Below are 22,468 nucleotides of genomic sequence, written 5' to 3'. Positions count from 1 at the left end.
ATTTCATCCGGTTGTTATCGCCTGCCGTCAGGATGGTCGCAGACGTCAATGCCTGATGATGCCGTGCTTATTTGCGACCTGATCAGGATCATGAGACGATGAGTGCCCCGGCTTTTTGGCGCGCCTTTGCGCGCAACGAAGAGTCATGCGCGGGCGGTGCCATGCCCGGCGTTGCCGGGTTTCAACAGGAGGGAAAACGATGACGGATCATTCGCCATCACAGCAATCTGGGCTCAACCTCGCACACAGCGTTGCGACGGCTGAAAAAACGCCCGCATTCCCGTCCGGCCTGCCGCGAAAACAGGGTCTCTACGATCCACGCAACGAACATGATGCCTGCGGCGTCGGCTTCGTCGCGCATATGAAGGGTCAGAAGTCGCACCAGATCGTGCGCGATGGCCTCTTCATGCTCGAAAACCTGACGCACCGTGGCGCCGTCGGTGCCGACCCGTTGATGGGCGACGGCGCGGGCATTCTCGTGCAGATTCCCGACCGTTTCTTCCGTGAGGAGATGGCGAAGCAGGGCATTACCCTGCCGAAGGCCGGCGAATATGCCGTCGGTCATATCTTCGTGCCGCAGGACGATGCGCTGGTCGCGCATTTCAAGCAGGCAATCAAGGACGTCGTCACCGAAGAGGGCCAGGTCCTTCTCGGCTACCGCGACGTCCCGGTCGACAATTCGTCGTTGTCGAAGGCGCCGGAAATCGCCGCGACCGAACCTCGCCACATCCAGGTCTTCATCGGCGCCGGCCGCGATGCCGCGACGAACCCGGAGTTCGAGCGCCGTCTCTTTACCCTGCGCAAGGTGATCTCCAACCGCATCTATGACGAATACAAGGGTGAGGAGAGCAACTTCTATCCCGTCTCGCTGTCGTCCGCGACAATCGTCTACAAGGGCATGTTCCTCGCCTATCAGGTTGGCGCCTACTATAAGGACCTGTCCGATCCGCGGTTCGAGTCAGCGGTGGCGCTCGTGCACCAGCGCTTCTCGACCAACACTTTCCCGTCGTGGAAGCTCGCGCACCCTTACCGCATGGTCGCCCACAACGGCGAAATCAACACGCTGCGCGGCAACGTCAACTGGATGGCGGCGCGCCAGGCGTCGGTCTCTTCGCCACTCTTCGGTGAGGACATCTCCAAGCTCTGGCCGATCTCCTACGAGGGCCAGTCCGACACCGCCTGCTTCGACAACGCGCTCGAGTTCCTGGTGCAGGGCGGCTATTCGCTGTCGCATGCCGTCATGATGCTGATCCCCGAGGCGTGGGCCGGCAACCAGCTGATGTCGCCCGAACGCAAGGCCTTCTACGAATACCACGCAGCCCTGATGGAGCCGTGGGACGGACCGGCCGCGGTTGCCTTTACCGACGGTCGCCAGATCGGTGCCACGCTCGACCGCAACGGTCTGCGTCCGGCCCGCTACATCGTCACCTCGGACGATCGCGTCATCCTCGCGTCGGAAGCCGGCGTGCTGCCGGTCGACGAAGACAAGATCGTCAAGAAGTGGCGCCTGCAGCCGGGCAAGATGCTCCTGATCGACATGGAGCAGGGCCGCATCATCTCCGACGAGGAGGTGAAGTCCTCGCTCGCGCAGAAACACCCCTACAGCAAGTGGCTCGAAGACACCCAGCTGATCCTCGAGGAGCTGAAGCCGGTGGAGCCGCGTGCGCTGCGCCGCGACGTGTCCCTGATCGATCGCCAGCAGGCGTTTGGCTACACGCTCGAAGACACCAAGATCCTGATGTCGCCGATGGCGACGACCGGCCAGGAAGCGATCGGCTCGATGGGCACCGACACGCCGATCTCGGCGATGTCAGACAAGCGCAAGCTGCTTTACACCTACTTCAAGCAGAACTTTGCGCAGGTCACCAACCCGCCGATCGACCCGATCCGCGAAGAGCTGGTGATGAGCCTCGTCTCCTTCATCGGCCCGCGTCCGAACATCCTCGACCACGAGGGCATGGCGCATGCCAAGCGTCTTGAAGTGCGCCAGCCGATCCTGACCAATGGCGATCTCGAAAAGATCCGTTCGATCGGTCACACGGAGGATCGTTTCGATACCAAGACGCTCGACTTTACCTATGACATTTCGCGCGGTGCCGAAGGCATGCCCGAAATGCTCGACCGGCTCTGCGAGCGTGCCGAAGCGGCGGTAAAGGGCGGCTACAACATCATCGTGCTGTCCGACCGTCAGGTGGGTCCGGACCGCGTGGCGATCCCGGCGCTGCTTGCGACCGCCGCGGTGCACCACCACCTGATCCGCAAGGGCCTGCGCACGTCGGTCGGCATCGTGCTGGAATCCGGCGAACCGCGCGAAGTGCATCAGTTCTGCCTGCTCGCCGGCTACGGCGCCGAGGCGATCAACCCCTATCTCGCCTTCGATACGCTCACCGACATGCACAAGCGCGGCGAGTTCCCCAAGGAAGTCGACGGCAGCGAAGTGGTCTACCGCTATATCAAGGCGGTCGGTAAGGGCATCCTCAAGGTCATGTCCAAGATGGGCATCTCGACCTACCAGTCCTATTGCGGCGCGCAGATCTTCGACGCCGTCGGCCTGTCGTCGAAGCTTGTCGACCAGTTCTTCTTCGGCACGGCGACGACGATTGAAGGCATCGGCCTCGAAGAGATCGCCGCCGAAACCGTCGCCCGTCACAAGGCGGCCTTCGGTGCCGACCCGGTTCTCGCCAACTCGCTCGACATCGGCGGCGAATATGCCTTCCGCATGCGCGGCGAAAGCCATGCCTGGACGCCCGACGCAATCGCCTCGCTGCAGCACGCAGTTCGCGGCAACGCAGAGGACCGCTACCGCGAATTCGCCGAGATGGTGAACAACTCGGCGCTGCGCATGAACACCATCCGTGGCCTGTTCACGATCAAGAGCGCCGAGGCCCTTGGCCGCAAGCCGATCTCGGTCGACGAGGTCGAGCCGGCCGTCGATATCGTCAAGCGCTTCTCCACCGGCGCCATGTCCTTCGGCTCGATCAGCCGCGAGGCGCATACGACGCTGGCGATTGCCATGAACCGGATCGGCGGCAAGTCGAACACCGGCGAAGGGGGCGAGGAAAGCGATCGCTACCTGCCGCTGCCCGATGGTTCGATGAACCCGGAACGTTCGGCGATTAAGCAGATCGCGTCGGGCCGCTTCGGCGTGACCACCGAGTACCTGGTCAACGCCGACATGCTGCAGATCAAGGTGGCGCAAGGAGCCAAGCCCGGCGAAGGCGGACAGCTGCCCGGCCACAAGGTCGATGCGACGGTCGCCAAGACCCGCCACTCGACCCCGGGCGTCGGCCTGATTTCGCCGCCGCCGCACCATGACATCTATTCGATCGAAGACCTGGCGCAGCTGATCTACGATCTCAAGAACGTCAACCCGGAAGCCGATGTTTCGGTCAAGCTCGTCTCGGAAGTCGGCGTCGGCACGGTTGCCGCCGGCGTCGCCAAGGCGCGCGCCGACCATATCACCGTCGCCGGCTTCGACGGCGGTACCGGTGCCTCGCCGCTGACCTCGCTGAAGCATGCCGGCAGCCCGTGGGAAATCGGCCTTGCCGAGACCCAGCAGACGCTTGTGCTGAACGGCCTGCGCTCGCGCGTGGCGCTGCAGGTCGATGGTGGCTTGAAGACCGGTCGCGACGTCATCATCGGCGCGCTGCTCGGTGCCGACGAGTTCGGCTTCGCGACGGCGCCGCTGATTGCCGCCGGCTGCATCATGATGCGTAAGTGCCATCTCAACACCTGTCCCGTCGGCGTGGCGACCCAGGACCCGGTCCTGCGCAAGCGCTTCAAGGGCACGGCGGAGCATGTCATCAACTACTTCTTCTTCGTTGCGGAGGAAGTGCGCGAGATCCTGGCGTCGCTTGGCGTCAAGAAGCTCGATGAGATCATCGGCGCTTCGGAGCTACTCGAAAAGGACGGTGCGCTTACGCATTGGAAGGCCAACGGTCTCGACTTCTCGAAGATCTTCCACAAGGTGGAAGCCAAGAAGGAAGAGACCTACTGGACCACCCGCCAGCAGCATCCGATCGACGATATCCTCGATCGCAAGCTGATCGAGAAGGCCAAGGTCGCACTGGAAACCAAGGCGCCGGTGGCAATCGAAGCCGAGATCAAGAACGTCGACCGTTCGGCCGGCGCGATGCTTGCGGGTGCGCTTGCCAAGCGCTGGGGCCACAAGGGCCTAAAGGACGACACCATCCACGTTACCCTCAGGGGCACGGCCGGCCAGTCCTTCGGTGCGTTCCTGGCACGCGGCATCACCTTCGACCTGGTCGGCGACGGCAACGACTATGTCGGCAAGGGCCTTTCGGGTGGTCGCATCATCGTCCGGCCGCCGGAAAACGCGACGATCGTTCCGCAGGAATCGATCATCGTCGGCAATACGGTGCTCTACGGTGCGATCTCGGGCGAATGCTACTTCAACGGCGTTGCCGGTGAGCGCTTCGCGGTGCGCAACTCCGGTGCGGTCGCGGTCGTCGAAGGTGTGGGTGACCACGGCTGCGAATACATGACCGGCGGCGTCGTCGTCGTGCTCGGCGGCACGGGCCGCAACTTCGCGGCGGGCATGTCGGGCGGTGTCGCCTATGTGCTCGACGAGGAGGGCGATTTCGCCCGTCGCTGCAACATGGCGATGGTCGAGCTGCAGCCGGTTCCGGAGGAGGACGACATGCTCGAGAAGCTGCATCACCATGGCGGCGACATCATGCACAAGGGCATGGTGGACGTATCGGGCGACATGACGCGCCACGACGAGGAACGGCTCTATCAGCTGATTTCCAACCACCTTCACCACACGGGTTCGCCCCGGGCGAAGGAGATCCTCGATCACTGGACGGATTACCGGCCGAAATTCCGCAAGGTCATGCCGGTCGAGTACCGCCGTGCGCTCGAGGATATGGAACGCATGAAAATGGCAGAGGCGGCCGAATAGGAGGCCCCGGTGACCAAGGCTCCCGGTTCATCACAGACTGGTTCGGGGGCCCTTCACGCGCGCTTGGGAAAAGCGCCTGTTCAGACGCAAAGCTTTCAGGATAGTACGATGGGTAAGGTAACTGGATTTCTCGAGATCGACCGGCAAGTGGCAAAGTACCAGCCGGCATCTGACCGCATCCGCCATTTCCGCGAATTCACCATTCCGATGTCGGAACCGGAAGTGCAGAAGCAGGCTGCTCGCTGCATGGACTGTGGCATCCCCTATTGCCACGGGCCGACCGGCTGCCCGGTGCACAACCAGATTCCCGACTGGAACGATCTCGTCTACAACGGCAACTGGGAAGAGGCGATCCGCAACCTGCATTCGACCAACAACTTCCCGGAATTCACCGGTCGCGTCTGCCCGGCGCCGTGCGAGGAAGCCTGCACGCTGAATCTCGAAGATACGCCGGTGGCGATCAAGACGGTCGAGCAGGCGCTTGCCGACAAGGCCTATGAGATGGGCTACATCGTGCCGCAGCCGGCCGTTACCAAGACCGGCAAGAAGGTCGCGGTGATCGGTTCCGGCCCGGCCGGTATGGCGGCAGGCCAGCAGCTTGCCCGCGCCGGCCACGAGGTCCACGTCTATGAGCGCGAGACGAAGCCCGGCGGGCTGCTGCGCTACGGCATCCCGGACTTCAAGATGGAAAAGAATTTCATCGATCGCCGCGTCGAACAGATGAAGGGCGAAGGGGTCACGTTCCACTGCGGCATCAATGTCGGCGTGGACGTGCCGATGCAGCGCCTGCTCGACGAGTACGACGCCGTGCTCTATTGCGGTGGCTCCGAAACGCCGCGCGACGCCGGCATTCCCGGCGTCGAATTCGCAGGCGTGCATGACGCGATGCCCTATCTCGTGCAGCAGAACCGCCGCGTCGGTCGCGAAAACATCGACAGCGTTGGCTGGCCGTCGCAGCCGATCCTTGCCGGCGGCAAGCACATCGTCGTCGTCGGCGGCGGTGACACCGCGTCGGACTGCGTTGGCACGGCCTTCCGCCAGGGCGCGGTCAAGGTCACCCAGCTCGACATCCGCCCGCAGCCGCCGGAAAAGGAAGACAAGCTCGCCGTCTGGCCATTCTGGGCGACGAAGATGCGTACCTCCTCCAGCCAGGCCGAAGGCGCCATCCGCGAGTTCCAGGTGGCGACGCTCGAATTCATCGGCGACGAGGACGGCAACCTCACCGGCGTAAAGTGCTGCCAGGTGGACGACCGCCGCAAGCCGGTCGCCGGCACCGAGTTCATCATCAAGGCAGACCTCGCCTTCATCGCCATCGGTTTCCGTGGCCCCTTCACCACCAGCGTGTTGAAGGACCTCGGCGACAAGCTGACGCTCAACACCGACCGCCGCGGCTCGACCAACGTCGTCGCCAACGAGCGCGACTATAAGACCTCGGTCGAGAAGCTCTGGACTGCCGGCGACGTCCGCCGCGGCCAGTCGCTGGTCGTCTGGGCGATCCGCGAGGGCCGCCAGGCCGCCCGCGCGATCGATGAGGCGCTGATGGGCTCGACCACCCTGCCGCGTTAACGCATTACTCCCAAGCATGAAAAAAGCCCCGTCCTCGTGACGGGGCTTTTTTGTCGGCTCTTGCGGGAGCAGCTGTTTCCAACGGCGGCCGCTTCTAGTTGCGGATCACCGGATTGCTGATCACCGTGCTCGGCTTCGACAGGCGGAAGTCATCGACGCGGCCGGCGGGCGCCGTGGCGATATCGCCTTTGTCCACCAGCAGATCACGCGGGCTCTTGCCATTGCCTTTGTCCGGCGCGGCATTGCCAAGGAGGGAGGTGGCGCCATCCAGTGCCGGATCGGTCAAGCCGATCGGCTGGGTCTTGACGATATCCTCGTTGCCGAGCGGCGCCGTCACCACCAGGTCCTTCAACTCGTTGGCCCCCGGCACGTTCTTGTCCGTCGCGGCGGCATCTCCAAGCAAGCGGCGAATGTCCTTCTCGACATAGAAGGCGAGTTTGCGTTTACCGGCTTTGGTGAGGTTGACGCCATCGGCACCGCGCAGGCGAACCTGCTGGCCGTTGATGTCGGAACCAGTCAGAACGAACTTGCCGCCCTCATCGACGAAGCCGTCCCAGATGTCGACGAACTGCCCGCCGACCTTCTCGATCTCTTCGCGATACATGCCGTTGAAGGTCACCATGTCGGCCGTCATCGCCGCCGACTGGAATGGCGGCATGCCGACCCAGAGAACCGGAAGTTTTTCCTTGCGGGCCAAGGCAGCCAGCGCATTGACGCGCTTGCGGTACTCTTCGGTCCACAGATCGGTCCGGAACTTCTCCTTGACGTCGCCGATCTGCATCTGCTGCCGATCGTTGGCGCCGAGGCTGACGATAATGACCGACGGCTTCACTTCGCCGACATAGCCGGGAAGGGTGCCCGGCCAATCGAAATAGTCCTCGCGCACCAGGCCGGACGAACCGTTTGCCCGTGTCTCGATGGCGATGCCGGGCGTCATCTCGAAGGCCGTCTTCAGGCCGTCGCCAAGGCTGCCGGCCATGAAGTCGCCGACGACCAGAACCTTCTTGGCGTCCGGTGCCTTCTCGACGACCTGCGGTACGACGGCTGGCGTATCGGTGGCCTTCGGTTTCTGCTTCTGTTGCCCTAGGCCCTTCTGGCGCTGCTGCTGTTGTTGCCGCTGGCGTTTGGGTCGCGGCTGCTCGGGAAAATAGTCACGATCGTCATAAACAGGTCGTTCGCGCGACAGGCCGCCGAATAGCATCTGGAACAGGTTGCGCCGCTGCACCGGTTCTTGTGCTTCGGCAAGGCTCGCAAATAGGCTGACGACAACCATCGCCATCGCGGCGATGCAGATGGTCGCAATCCCGAACGGCGATCGGCTCTGGTGCCCGCGGCGCTTGCTCATCATCTGGTTCTTTACCCGTTCATGGCGTGTTGCGGCGGCAACGAGCCGCTGTCACGTGTAAGCGCGCCGCACGGGTGCAGCGCGCTCTTGCGTATTTTATCTCACGGATACGGCGATCGTGAAACCGTTTCGAGTCCGCTAGTTGCGCAATGCGCGCAGCAGCATCTGGGTCGGCTGCCCATCCGGAGCCAGGCCATTCTTCGACTGGAACGCCTGGATCGCGGCTTTCGAACCGGAGCCAAAATTGCCGTCGACTTCGCCGCTATAGTAGCCGAGCTCCTTCAGGCGGTTCTGCAGCTCGAACTTTTCGCTGATGTCGAGCGATCCGTCCGGACGCGGCCAGCGCTGTTGCATGCCCTGATAACCGGCGATCTGGTCGGCAAGAAGGCCGACGCCGAGCGCGTAGCTGTCGGAGGCGTTGTAGCGCTTGATGACGAAGAAGTTCTTGGTCATCAGGAAGCCGGGGCCTTCGCCACCGCTTGGCAGCTTGAGTTCAGCGCGCATGCTGCCATTGCGGAAGCCCTTGCCGTTCGGTCGGGCAAAGCCGAGCGATGCCCATTCGGCGAGTGTCTTCGTCTGGCCGGAATATTTGGCGGCATTTGCCGGCGGCGCGACCTCGTAGCCCCAGGTTTCGCCCGGTTGCCAGCCGTTCTTCTTCAGGAGGTTGGCGGCCGTTGCCAGTGCATCGGGCACTGAATTCCAGATGTCGCGGTGGCCGTTGCCATCGGCGTCGACCGCATAGAGCAGGTAGCTCGTCGGAATGAATTGGGTGTGGCCCATGGCGCCGGCCCAGGAGCCGGTCAGCTCACGGGGGGTGATGTCGCCGCTCTGAAGAATCTTCAGCGCCGCGATCAACTGCTTCTTGGCGTAGTTCGAGCGCTTCGGGTCGGCATAGGCAAGCGTTGCGAGCGCGCGCGGCACATAGTGCAGGCGGTCATCCTTCTCGAGCACGGCGCCGTAGTTGGATTCCATCGACCAGATCGCCAGAAGGATGGTCTTGTCGACGCCGAAATGCTTTTCCAGCGCGCTCAGCGTGCGGGCATGCTTGGTCGCCATCTCTTGGCCGACGCGCTTGGTGTAGGGGTTCACGCGGGAATCGATGTATTCCCAGATCTTGTGCTTGAACTCCGGCTGGTAGTTCGCCTTTTCGATCACCGTCTCGTCGGGCGACTTCACGCCGGCGAAGGCCTGGCGATAGGTTGCCTTGGTGATGCCGGCCTTGGCGGCCGTCGCGTAGAATTCGTTGATCCAGTTCTGGAATCCGGCATCGGCGCGCGCCGGGGCGGTGCCGAGAGTTGCGGCGGATAGGACGAGGGCGGCTGCGATATGACGGAAAAACGTCCTGCGGTTTCTGATCATCAGCTGTCGGTTCCGTTTCTCTGCGGGGCTTCGGCCGTCATGGCCCGAATCGCTCCGCAAGGTGGCAGTCTGGGGCCAGCCTGGACGGTGGGGGCAGTCGTCGGCGGCTCCTGTTTCGGATCCGGCCGCGATTGTTGCATTGCCGGATTGCAATGAATCTACAGAAACGTGGTCAACAAACCCTTTACCATGAAATTGTGGTGGCGTCTTCCGCTGCAGAAAATGTCAAGCCATGGTCGTGGAGTTCGCATAAGCATTGTTCCGTCGGTTCAGGCTCTGTTCAGCTAACGGCATAGAGATTGCGGCTCCATTACGGAGCGCTGTATGGTTCAGGCGGATTGCTGTCCGGAGCCATCCGGCAAGAGTTATGAGTGAAGTCCTATCAAGGAGGTATCGATGACCGACAAGCGTAAAGTCCGCAAAGCCGTATTCCCGGTCGCAGGGCTGGGCACACGTTTCCTGCCGGCCACCAAGGCCGTGCCGAAGGAAATGCTGACGGTGGTGGACAAGCCGGTCATTCAATATGTGGTCGATGAGGCGCTGGAAGCCGGCATCGAGCATCTGATCTTCGTCACTGGCCGCAGCAAGGCGGTGATCGAGGATTATTTCGACATTCAGGTCGAACTCGATCAGACGCTGCGCGAACGCAACAAGAAGGCCGAGATCGCGTTGCTCGACGGCATTCTGCCGAAGGCCGGCACCACCAGCTTCACCCGCCAGCAGGCGCCGCTCGGCCTTGGCCATGCGGTCTGGTGCGCCCGTGATCTCGTCGGCAACGAGCCGTTTGCGCTGCTTTTGCCGGACATGATCATGAAGGGCGAGAAGGGCTGCCTCAAGGGCATGGTCGAGCTCTATGAGCAGAGCGGCGGCAACGTCATCGCGGTTGAGGAATGTGCACCGGACCAGGCCCACAAATACGGTATCGTCGGCGTCGGCGACAAGGTGGGCGATGGTTTCAAGATCACCAAGATGGTCGAGAAGCCGGCACCGGGCACGGCACCGTCCAATTTCTTCATCAACGGCCGTTACATCCTGCAGCCGGAGATCTTCCCGATCCTCGAAAAGCAGGAACGCGGCGCCGGCAACGAAATCCAGCTGACCGACGGCATGCTCAAGCTCTCCGACAGCCAGCAGTTCGCCGCCTATCATTTCCGTGGCGACACCTATGACTGTGGCGCCAAGGACGGCTTCATCCTGGCGAACGTCGCCTTTGCACTGGAGCGCGGCGATATCCGCCCGAGCGTCGAGGGTCCGTTGAAGACCCTGCTGGGCAGCCTGAAGTAATCGGTCAGGTCCCGAAAATGTCAAAGGCCGCGTCCTTCGGGCGCGGCCTTTTCCGTTGAAGATGGCAGGCGCTTTGAAACGACGCACTTCAGGACGGACAACCGTTTCACATTTTTCCTGGAATAGCTTTAGCGCCGCAGCGTGAGCCCAACGCCGACACGGGTAATGTCCGTCGTATCGCCTTGATCACGGGTCGTACGCTCGTAGCTGACGTCGCCCGTCAAGGCGAGATAGCGGTTGATATCGTAGGTCAGGCCGGCGCCGGTGCGCCAGGTGGTTTCGTCCGACGAGCTGGCGTCGGAGGGATAGTTGCGCAGCGTCAGGCTGTTCGTCAGCCGTGCCACCAGATCCGAGCGCATCTGGTGGGTGATGATGTTGGTGAGGTTGTAGTCGATCGAACCCGCATCGCCCGGTGTCGTCGACGGGTTGAGGTCGGTCGAAACGGCGAAGAGGACGTCGGTGCCGCGTTGCGGCGACCAGTTGATGCGCCCATCGACCGAGAGGCCGCTGAGCTCGCCAAGCCGGTCGTCCTCGAAATTGTAGGTTTCGTAGCCGAGGCCCAGTTCGCCGTAGAGCTTCTCGCCGAGATCGACCTCGACACCGCCGCGGGCGGCATAGGTCTGATAGGAGCGCTCGAAACCGAGCGGGTCTTCGCGCAGATCGTAGAGCGATTTGCCGACGGAGGCTTCGAGGAACGGGATCAGTGCCGGCGACAGCTCGTAGCCGACCCGGCCGGTGAGGATGCCCGTATTGCGATTGCGATACTTGACCGAGAGGTTCGTGCCGTTCTCCAGTTCGACATCGCCATAGGTTTGCCGGTCGAAATCGATACCGACCGAACCGCGGATCAGGCCGAAGTCGCGCTCGATGGCGGCGCCAAGGCGGTAGTTGTTGACCGCGGACTGGGTCTTGGCGTTCGAGATCGCGTTCGGGTCGTCGGCGTCTTCGCGGTAGAAGCTGTATCCGGCCCGAAGCCGCGCGATCGTTTCATCCCAGAGATCGAGCCGCAGTTCCGCGTCGACGTCGGCGCGCGGTTCTTCCTCGCCTTCGCCGGAGATATTGTTCTGCAGGATGCCTTCGCCAGTGACGGTTAACTGGTGCCGCGACCAGTCCGAGGTCAAGGTGCCGCGGAATCCGGTTTCGAGGTAGCCGCGGTTCGTCTTCGTGTCGCCGTCCTTGCGCCATTCGTGGTTGATGCTCTCGCTGACGCCCGGGCGCAGCGTGAACGTGCCGATGCGGATGCCCGGCGAACGATCGTACTCGGGGTTATAGGTCCGCAGCCGCAGGCCGTCGATCGTCGGTTCGCGCTGGTTCTGGCGAACGAAATCCTCGTTCGAAGCCGGTGTCAGGTCGTCTGCACTGACGGCACCGGTGGTCTGCGGATCTGTGATCGCCGGCGTCGCTGCGGGAACGGCTGCCGTACTGGTGCCAACGGCATTCGTTGTGGCGGCGGGCGTGGCGGTCTGGGCGCTCAGTGACGCCGGCGCAAACAGCGCCGTGCCGGCCAACAGCAACGCCAGCGAAGCCGAACGCCGCGCGTCTCCTTTGGTCGAGCGAGATGAGCCTGGCACCATATGCCGTTTGTCCACGAGCCTGATTGCAATCCTTTCGCAATCGTAAAGCGACGTGGTTAAGCAATCGTTTCCAAGTGGAAAAAACGTCGTGGGTTCAGCCGCTTGTCGTTCAGGCGCTTTCGACGGTCAGGTTTCGGCCGTGCGTGGAAACGACACGCACCCGGGTGCCTGCCGGCAAGTCCGGCCCCTCGATGATCCAGAACGTATCGTCGAGCCGGATGCGGCCGCGCCCCTCGGCGATAGGCTTATCAAGCACGGCGGTGCGGCCGACGAGGCTTTCCGCTCTCCGGTTCAGCAACGGCTCGTCGGAAGCTTCGGACGAGGAGAGAACAAGGCGGCGGCCAAGAACGACCGCAACCACGGCGAAGAGGGCGAAGAGGACGAACTGGACTTGCCACGTCCAGAAGCCGATCTCCCAGAGCAGAAGCGAGAGAATTCCGACAACGAGCGCGGCGACGCCGATCCAGATCAGGAACACGCCAGGCGCGACGAGCTCGGCTGCCAGAAGCACGAAGCCCAGAACCCACCAGCTCCAGGGCCCGAGTTCTTGAATGGCGCGTTCGATCATCGCCTACTTCCCCTGCGAAGGATCGGCCGGGAAGGCCGGCGTGGTGCGCGGCGTCGATTGGCGCGGGCGGGTCGCGGGCGCTGTCTGGCTGTCGCCGAAGACTTCCTTGGCAATGGCACCGATGCCGCCGAGCGAGCCGATCAGCGCGGAGGCTTCCATCGGCATCAGCACGATCTTCTGGTTGTTGGCGGTTCCGATCGAGGCGAGCGCCTCGGTGTATTTCTGCGCGACGAAGTAGTTGATCGCCTGAACGTCGCCCGACGCAATGGCGTCCGAAACCATCTTCGTCGCTTTTGCCTCGGCTTCCGCCAGACGTTCGCGCGCCTCGGCGTCGCGGAATGCGGCTTCACGCTGGCCCTCGGCTTGCAGGATCGCTGACTGTTTGGCGCCCTCGGCGCGCAGGATCTGGGCGTTTCTCGCGCCCTCGGCTTCAAGCACCTGTGCGCGCTTCTCGCGTTCGGCCTTCATTTGCCTTGCCATGGCGTCGACCAGATCCTTCGGCGGCGCGATGTCCTTGATCTCGACGCGGGTGATCTTGATGCCCCAGGGACTGGCGGCCTCGTCGACGACATGCAGCAACCGGTCATTGATCGTGTCGCGGTTGGAGAGCAACTCGTCGAGATCCATCGAACCCATGACCGAGCGGATGTTGGTCATCGTCAGGTTGAGGATGGCGTTTTCAAGATGAGAGACTTGGTAGGCTGCCTGCGCCGCGTTCAGGATCTGGTAGAAGGCGACGGCATCGGCCGAGACGCTGGCATTGTCCTTGGTGATGACTTCCTGCGTCGGAACGTCGAGGACCTGCTCCATCACGTTCATCTTGGCACCGATCCGATCGATGAAGGGAACGATCAGGTTGAGGCCGGGTTCCAGCGTTTTCGTGTAACGGCCGAAGCGTTCAATTGTATAGCGGTAGCCTTGGGGCACTGTCTTGATCCCCATGAAGAGGACCAGGATGATAAGCACCACGAAGCCAATGACGACGATATCCATTCCGCCCAAGACATACCCCCTAAAATTGCAATCTCGGCTTGTGGCTGCAGTCTAGCTTATTCCGTTTCCATTCGGAATCGCTTTTCCGCGGATTGCGCGTAAATTCAAAATGTTAGAAAGACGCACTCGCCGGTGGGCAAGAGCGCAGCTCCTTCATCCTGAAGTGGTGATCAGCGTGCCGTTCTCAAGTGGGATGGCGGGAGGCTCAAAGCCAGCCGGCAAGCTCCCGGCGCACGACATGCTCGAGCACGGCCATGCCTTCGGCGCTGTCGTTCAGACAGGGGATATGGGTGAACTTCTCACCGCCATTGTGGTGGAAGCTTTCGGCTGCCTGTTCGGCGATCTCTTCCAGCGTTTCCAGACAGTCGGAAACGAAGCCGGGATTGAGGACAGCAATGCGCTTGACGCCCTCCTGGGCAAGCTTCTCGACGGTCTTGTCGGTATAGGGCTGCAGCCATTCCTCAGGCCCAAAGCGCGACTGGAAGGTGACCTGCAGCTTCTCCTTGGACCAGCCGAGCTTTTCGCGCAGCAGCCGCGCGGTTTTCTGGCACTGGCAGTAATAGGGGTCGCCCTTGTCGAAGTAGCTCTTCGGAATGCCGTGGAAGGAGGTGAGCACCACTTCCGGTTCCCAGTCGAGTGTCGCCAGGTGGTGCTCGATCGAGGTCGCCAGCGCATCGATATAGACGGGGTCGTCGTGGTAGGGCGGGACGGTGCGCAGCGCCGGCTGCCAGCGCATTTTCAGGAGCGCTTCGAAAGCCTTGTCGTTCACGGTGGCCGTGGTGGCTGCGGCATATTGCGGATAGAGCGGGAAGACGAGAATGCGTTCGCAACCGGCCTTCTGCAGCGCGTCCATGCGCGAAGCGATCGAAGGCTGACCGTAGCGCATGCCCCAGTCAACGATCACATCAGCACGATCGGCAAAGGTCTTGGCCATCAGCTCCGCCTGGTTGCGGGTGTAGGTACGCAGATAACTTTCGTTCAGATCCTTGTTCCAGATCGTTTCATAGGCCTTGCCGACCTTGCCCGGACGGGTGTTGAGCACGATGCCGAACAGGATCGGATACCAGAACAGCCGCGACCATTCGATCACCCGCCGGTCGGTCAGGAACTCCTTCAGGTAGCGGCGCATCGAGGTGTAGTCGGTACCGTCGGGCGTGCCGAGGTTGACCAAAAGGACGCCGACCTTTCCGGATTTGACGGAAGGGTGGTTGGCAGGGGCGGTCATGGCAAGTTGCTCGGTCATCTTGATCCTCGTCGGGTCCCCGCATTGGGACGCCGCTTCCGTTTGGAACCTTCGGTTTCCAGTCCTTCTAAAAAGAAAAGCCGGCGCGGGGAAGCCCGCGCCGGCCCTAAAAGTAGAGGCAAATTGTCTTACTTTGCCGGGATCTCCAGTTCCTTGCCGACATGCAGTGCGCGCGGCGCCGGCTTGCCGTTGGCCTCGGAGATCTTCTTCCAGAGCGCGCCTTCACCGTAGAACGACTTGGCGAGGTCCCACAGCGTGTCGCCCTTGGCGATCACGTGCTTCTGCGGACCGCTTGCGGCCGGTGCTGCTGCCTCGCCGGAGGTCGCAGCCGGCTGGGTTGCCGAGGTGTCGGCGCCGGTCGCCGGCTTTGCTTGCGTTGCCGGTTCCGCCGGTGCCGCACCTGCGGCCGAAGCGACCTCGGTGATGCGGCCATCGGTATAGGGCTTGAACGGCTGGTGAGCGGCGAGATAGTCGGCGAGCACGGTTTCGAGGCCCGGACCGTAGTCATAGGCGTTTTCACCCTTCTCCTTGAAGACGTCGTAGCCGTCGCCGCCATTGCGCATGTAGTTGTTGGTGACCAGCGAATAGGTCTTGGCCGGGTCGAGCGGAACGTAGGTCTCGCCTTCCTTCACCTCGACCGCGACGACGCGGCTGCCGACCGGCTTCGACTTGTCGAAGGAGAACTTCATGCCGGCCACCTGCGGGAAGCGGCCGCCGCCTTCTTCGAGCTTGCTGAGGCCGTTTTCCAGCGCCTCACGAATGCCGTCGCCCTTGATCTGGAAGGTTGCCACCGTGTTCTGGAAAGGCAGCACGGTAATTGCCTCGCCCATCGACACGTCGCCGGCATCGATAGACGCACGCAAGCCGCCGCCGTTGGTGATGGCGATGGTGACACCCTGGCCCTTGACGCGATCAAGCATGGCGTCGGTGAGCAGGCTGCCCATCTCGCATTCCCTGGTGCGGCAATTCTCACGCGAGCCGTCGATCGGCGCTTCCGTCTTGGCGATGATCTTCGAGCGAAGCTCTTCGATCGGTTTGCCGAGCTCAGCAACGCGCGCCAGCACGGCCTCATCCGGCTTCACCGAGCTGTCGACCAGGATCGGATCGCCCTTGGCAGCCTTGACCACGCCCTTGTCGTCGAAGGTCACGACGAGATCGCCGAGATACTTGGTGTAGGACGCGGCCTGGACGACGGGCACCTTGTAGCCGCCGGGATTGTCGACCATCGTCGGATAGGGGCCTTCAGCCTTCGGATCGGTGTTGGAAAGGAGGCTGTGCGAGTGGCCGCCGACGACGATGTCGACGTCGGGGATCTTGGCGATCGCCGCCAGATCGCGCGGATAGCCGACATGGGTCAGCGCGATGATCTTGTCGACGCCCTGCTTTTTCAGCTCTTCGACGGCGGCTGTGGTGGTGGCCACGTCGTCGCCGATCAAGATGTCCGGGCCGGGCGAGGAGAGTTCCGGCGTGTCGTTGGCGACGGCGCCGACGATGCCGATCTTCTGGCCGCCGACCTCGAGCACGATCGACGGCTTGATGCGGTCGCCGATCTTCGACTTGTGGCTCGCCAGCACGTTGGCGGTGACGACCGGGAAGGTGATCTTGTCGAGGAAGCCGGCCAGGCCGTCTTCGCTTTCGTCGAATTCGTGGTTGCCGACGGTCATTGCGTCGAACTTCATCAAGTTCAGGAACTCGGCTTCGGCCAGCCCCTTATAGGTGGTGAAGAACAGCGATCCCTGGAAGTTGTCGCCGGCGTTGAGCAGCAGCACGTTCTTGCCGGAAAGGACCTGGCGCTTCTGGTCGATCAGGGCTTTCAGGCGGGCGACACCGCCGAAGCATTCGTTCTTGCCTTCCTCTTCCGCCGAGCAGGTCGAGTCGAACTTGTTGATCGACTCGATGCGGGAATGGAGGTCGTTGATGTGCAGGATGTTCAGCTCATAATCGGCGAAGGCTGCGCCCGAGGAGAGGGCAAGGATGGACGCGGTCATCAGGCCGGTCCGGATGTGTCTGATCATGATGTTCTCCTGTTTTGAGAGCGCTGCCCGGATTGGTCGAAGCACTCTGTCTCCCGTTGCACGCAAGCGAACACAAAACCGCGCGGCACTTTTGCTGCAATTGCTCCAGTGTCAGCCAACCGTATCCGGAGCCGTCAAGATGGATCCGTTCCCCGCGGTGGGCGTGGCTTTGCCGGGCGGATGTTTTCATCACTTGAAGGCGACTTCAAGCGCTAAACCATCCTTGGGTTGTCGGATTTGCAACTAGGTTAAGTCGCGGGCGCAAATGAAAAAAGCCCCCGATCGGAGGCTTTGATATTTGCCTGTTTGCTGTTTTAGCCGCGCCTCGCCAGCGAGAACTGCGCGCCGGCATCGGTGGTGCAATTGAGCTGGTTCTGGGTGACCAGGGCGCAATTGACCTTGGACTGGGTATTGCGCACGAGCGAGGTCATGTTGATCTCGACGAGCGTGGGGCTCATCTTGGTGTAGTTGCCCGAAGCAAGCAGCTGGTTGGTATCGGTCGTGCGGGTCGAGAAGGTTCCGCCAGCAAAGGTAGAGACGATACCGTTCGGATCCACCCAGGAGCCTTCGACGCCGGTCGCCTGGCTCGACGGCCCGCCCTCATCGATAACCCGGGGCGACGACTGGCAGGACGCCAAGGCCACGGCGGTTGCGATTAGGGTCAGAACTGCGAATGGCTTCATAGGCGATTTCCCCCGCATTGGGCCGAGCGGACTGTTTCATTCCGGCATGACCATGCCGCGATCATGAGTTGAAAGCAAGAGCGGCAGGGGGCGGCAGTCGCCTTTTCCCGCAGAGATGAAAAGGCCCGGGACACGCTCGTGCCCCGGGCCGGATGACGTTTTACGTCAAAAGCTTAGCGAACAAGGATGTTCTTGAACTGCCAGGGATCCTTGGTGTCGATGTCTTCCGGGAACAGGCCCGGTCGACCGTCGAGCGGGGTCCAGTCGGTGTAGTGGCCTTCAACCGGGCCGAGGTACTGGAGCTGGACTTCAAGGCACCGCTTGTAGTCCATCTCGTCAGCTTCGACGATGCCGGCCTTCGGGTTCTCGAGAGCCCAGACCATGCCGGCGAGAACTGCGGAGGTTACCTGCAGGCCGGTGGCGTTCTGGTAGGGAGCGATGCGGCGGGTTTCTTCCAGCGACAGGCGCGAACCGAACCAGTAGGCGTTCTTGTCGTGGCCGTAGAGCAGCACACCGAGTTCGTCGACGCCGTCGACCAGTTCCTTTTCGTCGAGGACGTGGTGCACCGGCTGGGCATTGCCGCCGTTGCCGAACATCTCGTGCAGCGACAGAACGGCGTCGTTGGCCGGATGGTAGGCGTAGTGGCAGGTCGGGCGGTAGGTGACTTCGCCGTCCTTGTCGCGAACCGTGAAGAAGTCAGCGATCGAGATCGCCTCGTTGTGGGTCACGAGGAAGCCATACTGCGGGCCGGGGGTCGGGCACCAGGAACGCACGCGGGTGTTGGCGCCCGGCTGCTCCAGGTAGATCGCTGCCTTGCAGCCCTTCTTGTGCTTCTTGGCGTTCTTCGGCATCCAGTTTTCATGGGTGCCCCAGCCGAGTTCGGCCGGCTGCAGACCTTCCGAGATGAAGCCTTCGACCGACCAGGTGTTCCAGAAGGTGTTGAAGGGCTTCGGGTTCTTGGTGCGCTGGGTGTCGCGCTCGGCGATGTGCACGCCCTTGACACCGACCTTCTTCATCAGCTTGGCCCAGCCTTCGCGGTCGTCCTGGTGCGGCTCTTCGTACTTCACGCCAAGATCGTTGGCGAGGTTCAGGAGGCCCTGCTTGACGAACCAGGAGACCATGCCGGGGTTGGCGCCGCAGGTGGAAACCGCGGTCGTGCCGCCCGGGTTCTTTTCCTTTTCCTTGCGGACGGTTTCGCGTAGCGCATAGTTGGTGCGCTCGGAATTGTCCATTTCGGCGTCAAAGTAGAAACCGAGCCACGGCTCGACGACCGTGTCGACGTAGAGCACGTCGAGCTTGCGGCACATCTTCATCAAGTCGAGCGAGCCGGTGTCGACCGACAGGTTGACGCAGAAGCCCTGGCCTTCGCCTTCGGTCAGCAGCGGCTTCAGCAGTTCCTTGTAGTTGTCTTTCGTCACATGAGCGCGAACGTGACGTACGCCATGCCGCTCGAAAATCTCGTTATCGGCGGCGTCCTCACGGGGTTCGACCACGATCAACCGGTTCTTGTCGTATTTGAAGTGGCGCTCGATCAGCGGCAAGGTGCCGCGACCGATCGAACCGAAACCGATCATGACGATCGGACCGGTGATCTCGCCGTAAACCGGATAGGTGGTATCTGCCATTTTTGTCTTTCTCCTGAGAAAACTTTCCCTGTGACGTTGGGTGACTAAGCATGAGGAGCGGCTGGCGCCGCTGTTCTGGCTCGATGAATGTGCCGAAGCGGCCGTGGTGCCGAATGCGGCACGCGGGCGCTGTAGAGCATAGATTGCTGTCACAATAAAGAGCCGGCGGGTCAACCGCCATTTGAGGGTGTGCTTAACCGACAATCGAAAGCAGCCGTGATGGTCCTACGCTTCGACAAAGGGCACTTCTTTTCGACGAGATTGTACCGTAGCTGGTCGTCCGGCTCGATCCAGCGATAAGGACCCGGCCGGAAAGGCCGATGGTGACCGGTGTGGAGAAGCCGTCATGGGGCGAGCGTTTCATGCAGATCGGGCGATCCAAGGGGGATTTAACCATATCCCCATCGTTTCGCCCGCGTAAACGCTTGTCACATGCGCTTCGTGCTATAGCTTCGTTTGAAGCATCCGCTTCGCGCCATGATTGATATTGTCCGACCCGGAGGCGTGACAGACCGTGACCGGTAGTCATCTCAAGGCTCTTGCGGCCTTACAGAGCAAAACACCCGTACTGATCGCGCTTTATGATCAGCATGATCGACTGCGATTTGCCAACCCGGCATTCCGCACGGCCTACCATCTCGGTCCGGACGAGAGCCCGACCTGGGCGGAGATCATGCGCCGAAACTACGCCGCCGGGCAAGGCACGGTCCTGAAAACCGACGATGTCAACGCGTGGATAGCCTCGACGACGCATCGGCGCGGCAAGGTGCCTTTTCGCGCCATGGAAACCGACCTGCATGACGGCCGCTGGCTATGGATGACGGAGACGGTGGATTCGGACGGCTGGATGCTGTGCATCGCCGTCGATGTCACCACCATCCACGCCGGCGAGCGCGAGCTTCGGCAGGATCGCGACTTTGCGCTTCGAGCCGCCCAGGTGGACGAGCTGACGAGCGTGCCCAACCGTCGCTACACGATGGGGCGGTTGACCGAGTTCATCGCCAACTGCGCCGAGAACCCGCATATGTGGGGCTGCGTCGCGATCATCGACATCGATTATTTCAAGGCGATCAACGACCGCCACGGACACCAGCGCGGCGACGAGGTGCTGCTTGATTTCGCCCGCCAGATGCAGGAATTCGTGCGCCGCTCGGATTGCTTCGGTCGCATCGGCGGCGAGGAATTCATGCTCATCCTGCCCGATACCACCATCAGCGAGGGCAACCGTATTCTTGACCGGCTACTTGAAAGGGTCAGAAGCTCCCGGCCGCTCGAGAACATTCCGGAATTCTTCTACACCTGTTCGGTAGGGCTTGCGGAATATCGCGATGGGGATTCGGTCAGCGATCTCTATGCGCGCGCCGACCAGGCGCTTTATCTCGCCAAGCGCGACGGCCGGGATCGGGTGAGACGCTATACCCTGCCGGGTTCAGATCACGAGGCCCACCCGGATCAGACCGCGTAGCGAATTGCCGACATAGAGCGTTCCGCCTGTGAGATCTGCCGGCGAAAGCCGCGTGACGCGGGCGCGCCGTTGGCAGATGAGCTCGGTGCGGAGCACGCCGGCGAGCAGCCCGCAGGCAATCGGCGGCGTCTTCAGGATGCCGCTGCCGTCATCGAGGAAGACCGAGGTGATCGTGCCCTCGCAGACTTCGCCCTTTTCGTTGAGCAGAAGAACCTCGTCGGCCTCGCTGGCTTTGAACTCGCCGCGGGCCGTTTCATAGGTCGCCCGGCGGCTGGTCTTGTAGCGCAGCAGCGGATCGCGGGAGTTGAGCCGTGTGGCGGCTATCCGCACCTGCCAGATCGTATCGTCCGGCAATGGCACGAACGGTGCGGTCCTCACCTCGATGCGCCCGTCGGGAAAAAGCTCGAGCCGCACGCGGCGCGCGGCCGCGCCGTCGCCGCCTTCCACCGCGGCCAGCAGGGCCGCTTCTGCACCTTCGGCTCCTGGAATACCCAGTCGACGTGCCGATCGCTTCAGCCTCGCCAGATGCAGGCGCATGCGAAGAAAGCCGGTTTCGCCCTCAAAGCGCAGCGTCTCGATCAGCGAGAAGCCCGTCATCGCACGATCTCGTCGTCACCCGGCGCGACCTTGTCGTCGCCCAGCGCGATATGATCGTCGCCAACGGCAAAGCGAGCCTTGAGCAGGCATTCCTCGTATTCGGATTGGGCGTTGCTGTCGAAGACGATGCCGCCGCCGACATTGAAGACGGCTTCGCCGCCCGGAAAAAGCGAAATGGTGCGGATGGCGACGCTGAAGCGCATGACGCCGTTCGGTGCGAAAAAGCCGATGGCGCCGCAGTAGGCGTCGCGCGGTCCGTCTTCCAGATCGTGCAGAATTTCCATGGCCCGCATCTTTGGCGCGCCGGTGATCGAGCCGCAGGGAAATAGCGCGGCGAAGATGTCGCTGAGGCCGATCTCCGGCAAAAGCTTCGCCCGCACGTGACTCACCATCTGGTGCACGGTCGGGTAGGTCTCGATCTCGAAGAGTTTGGGCACGTTGAGCGTGCCGACTTCGGTGATGCGCGAGATGTCGTTGCGCAGCAGATCGACGATCATCCGGTTTTCGGCCTGGGTCTTTTCGTCGGCGCGCATCGCAGCGATGATCTCGGCATCCTCTGCCGCCGATGCGCCGCGTTTGGCCGTACCCTTCATCGGGTGCGTTTCAATCCAGCCATCCGCATCGACGCGGAAGAAGAGTTCCGGCGACCGCGACAGGAGGACCGGCCCGTCGAGTGCGACGAGCGCCCCGTATTTTACCGGCTGGCGCTCGATCAGCGACCAGAAGGCAGCACGCGGATCGCCGGACCAGCGGGCACGGATTGGCATCGTCAGATTGGCCTGGTAGCAATCGCCTTTTCGCAGGTGCTGGTGCAGACGATCGAAACGCTCGCGGTAGGTTTCGAAGTTCCAGTCGGCGCGCGGCGCGCTGAGGAAGGGTTCGTTCTCGGTCCGGCGCTGCGGATCCGCGAGAGGATGGTCTTCCGAGGGGGCGTCGAAGATGCCGAAGGACATCAGTGGCGTCTTGCGGCGTTCCTCGGCGAAACCCGAAAGTTTCTCTTCGAAGAGGTGCCCGGCCTCATAGGACATGAAGCCGGCGATCCATTTGCCGGACTTGTGGGCGCGCTCGAGCTCGGCAAGGCCGCGGGTGAATTCGGACTTCGTGCGCGCGGTGACGACACGCAACGGCTCAGCGAAAACCGTGGTGCGGTTTTCGCTGTCGTCCCTGAACAGCACATAGGGTGTGGTGTTGCTCATAAAGTTGTCTTGTCGATCGCTCCGCGATCCG

At 62.3% G+C, this 22,468-nt stretch carries 15 protein-coding genes; 4 read left to right on the top strand and 11 right to left on the bottom strand.

From position 1 onward, the window contains the following. The first annotated feature begins 199 nt into the window (after positions 1–199). Positions 200–4,924 (top strand): glutamate synthase large subunit, encoded by a 4,725-nt coding sequence (gene gltB / locus LAC81_RS15855; protein ID WP_223725569.1) that lies wholly within the window; start codon positions 200–202, stop codon positions 4,922–4,924. Positions 4,925–5,032: 108 nt separating this feature from the next. Then, positions 5,033–6,490, top strand: a complete 1,458-nt coding sequence (locus LAC81_RS15850) for a glutamate synthase subunit beta (protein ID WP_113541194.1) — start codon at positions 5,033–5,035, stop codon at positions 6,488–6,490. Between the two features lie 94 nt (positions 6,491–6,584). Here the strand turns inward: LAC81_RS15850 and LAC81_RS15845 are convergent, their stop codons facing one another. Further along, positions 6,585–7,838 (bottom strand): DUF459 domain-containing protein, encoded by a 1,254-nt coding sequence (locus LAC81_RS15845; RefSeq protein ID WP_223725568.1) that lies wholly within the window; start codon positions 7,836–7,838, stop codon positions 6,585–6,587. A 135-nt stretch (positions 7,839–7,973) separates the two neighbouring features. After that, on the bottom strand, positions 7,974–9,194 hold the full coding sequence (locus LAC81_RS15840) for a lytic murein transglycosylase (protein ID WP_113541195.1): 1,221 nt from the start codon (positions 9,192–9,194) through the stop codon (positions 7,974–7,976). 396 nt (positions 9,195–9,590) lie between these two features. Here LAC81_RS15840 and galU point away from each other — a divergent pair, with 396 nt between their 5' ends. Next, positions 9,591–10,478, top strand: a complete 888-nt coding sequence (galU, locus tag LAC81_RS15835) for a UTP--glucose-1-phosphate uridylyltransferase GalU (protein WP_113541196.1) — start codon at positions 9,591–9,593, stop codon at positions 10,476–10,478. Between the two features lie 128 nt (positions 10,479–10,606). Here the strand turns inward: galU and LAC81_RS15830 are convergent, their stop codons facing one another. From LAC81_RS15830 to LAC81_RS15800, 7 genes are all read right to left on the bottom strand, one after another. Beyond that, the gene (locus LAC81_RS15830) at positions 10,607–12,052 is read right to left on the bottom strand and encodes an outer membrane beta-barrel protein (protein ID WP_223725567.1); all 1,446 of its coding nucleotides are present in this window, start codon (positions 12,050–12,052) and stop codon (positions 10,607–10,609) included. Between the two features lie 109 nt (positions 12,053–12,161). Then, positions 12,162–12,620 (bottom strand): NfeD family protein, encoded by a 459-nt coding sequence (locus tag LAC81_RS15825; protein WP_223725566.1) that lies wholly within the window; start codon positions 12,618–12,620, stop codon positions 12,162–12,164. Positions 12,621–12,623: 3 nt separating this feature from the next. After that, a complete protein-coding gene (locus LAC81_RS15820) occupies positions 12,624–13,622 on the bottom strand; it encodes an SPFH domain-containing protein (RefSeq protein WP_223725565.1) in 999 nt (332 codons plus the stop codon). A 196-nt stretch (positions 13,623–13,818) separates the two neighbouring features. Further along, positions 13,819–14,838: a ferrochelatase gene (hemH, locus tag LAC81_RS15815; protein ID WP_223727838.1), complete on the bottom strand. Its 1,020-nt coding sequence runs from the start codon at positions 14,836–14,838 to the stop codon at positions 13,819–13,821. 146 nt (positions 14,839–14,984) lie between these two features. Beyond that, positions 14,985–16,871: a 5'-nucleotidase C-terminal domain-containing protein gene (locus tag LAC81_RS15810; protein ID WP_223725564.1), complete on the bottom strand. Its 1,887-nt coding sequence runs from the start codon at positions 16,869–16,871 to the stop codon at positions 14,985–14,987. A 314-nt stretch (positions 16,872–17,185) separates the two neighbouring features. Beyond that, positions 17,186–17,554, bottom strand: coding sequence for an outer membrane lipoprotein Omp10 (omp10, locus tag LAC81_RS15805; RefSeq protein WP_223725563.1), 369 nt, complete (start codon positions 17,552–17,554; stop codon positions 17,186–17,188). 173 nt (positions 17,555–17,727) lie between these two features. Beyond that, positions 17,728–19,179, bottom strand: coding sequence for a homospermidine synthase (locus LAC81_RS15800; RefSeq protein ID WP_113540851.1), 1,452 nt, complete (start codon positions 19,177–19,179; stop codon positions 17,728–17,730). Positions 19,180–19,693: 514 nt separating this feature from the next. On the opposite strand from LAC81_RS15800, the gene LAC81_RS15795 reads away from it, so the two are divergent. Beyond that, positions 19,694–20,644 (top strand): GGDEF domain-containing protein, encoded by a 951-nt coding sequence (locus LAC81_RS15795; protein WP_223725562.1) that lies wholly within the window; start codon positions 19,694–19,696, stop codon positions 20,642–20,644. Here the strand turns inward: LAC81_RS15795 and LAC81_RS15790 are convergent. Continuing rightward, positions 20,609–21,241 carry an aminotransferase class IV family protein gene (locus LAC81_RS15790; protein WP_223725561.1) on the bottom strand — a complete coding sequence of 211 codons (633 nt, stop codon included), beginning with the start codon at positions 21,239–21,241 and terminating at the stop codon, positions 20,609–20,611. The two genes, LAC81_RS15795 and LAC81_RS15790, sit on opposite strands and share 36 nt — an antisense overlap. Beyond that, on the bottom strand, positions 21,238–22,437 hold the full coding sequence (locus tag LAC81_RS15785; RefSeq protein ID WP_223725560.1) for an aminodeoxychorismate synthase component I: 1,200 nt from the start codon (positions 22,435–22,437) through the stop codon (positions 21,238–21,240). Before LAC81_RS15785 ends, LAC81_RS15790 begins: the two co-directional genes overlap by 4 nt. Positions 22,438–22,468 lie beyond the last annotated feature (31 nt).

Origin of the sequence: Ensifer adhaerens (assembly GCF_020035535.1) — a bacterium.
Lineage (GTDB): Bacteria > Pseudomonadota > Alphaproteobacteria > Rhizobiales > Rhizobiaceae > Ensifer.
The sequence above is the reverse complement of the archived record's forward strand: the minus strand, read 5'-3'. Positions and strand labels throughout refer to the sequence as shown.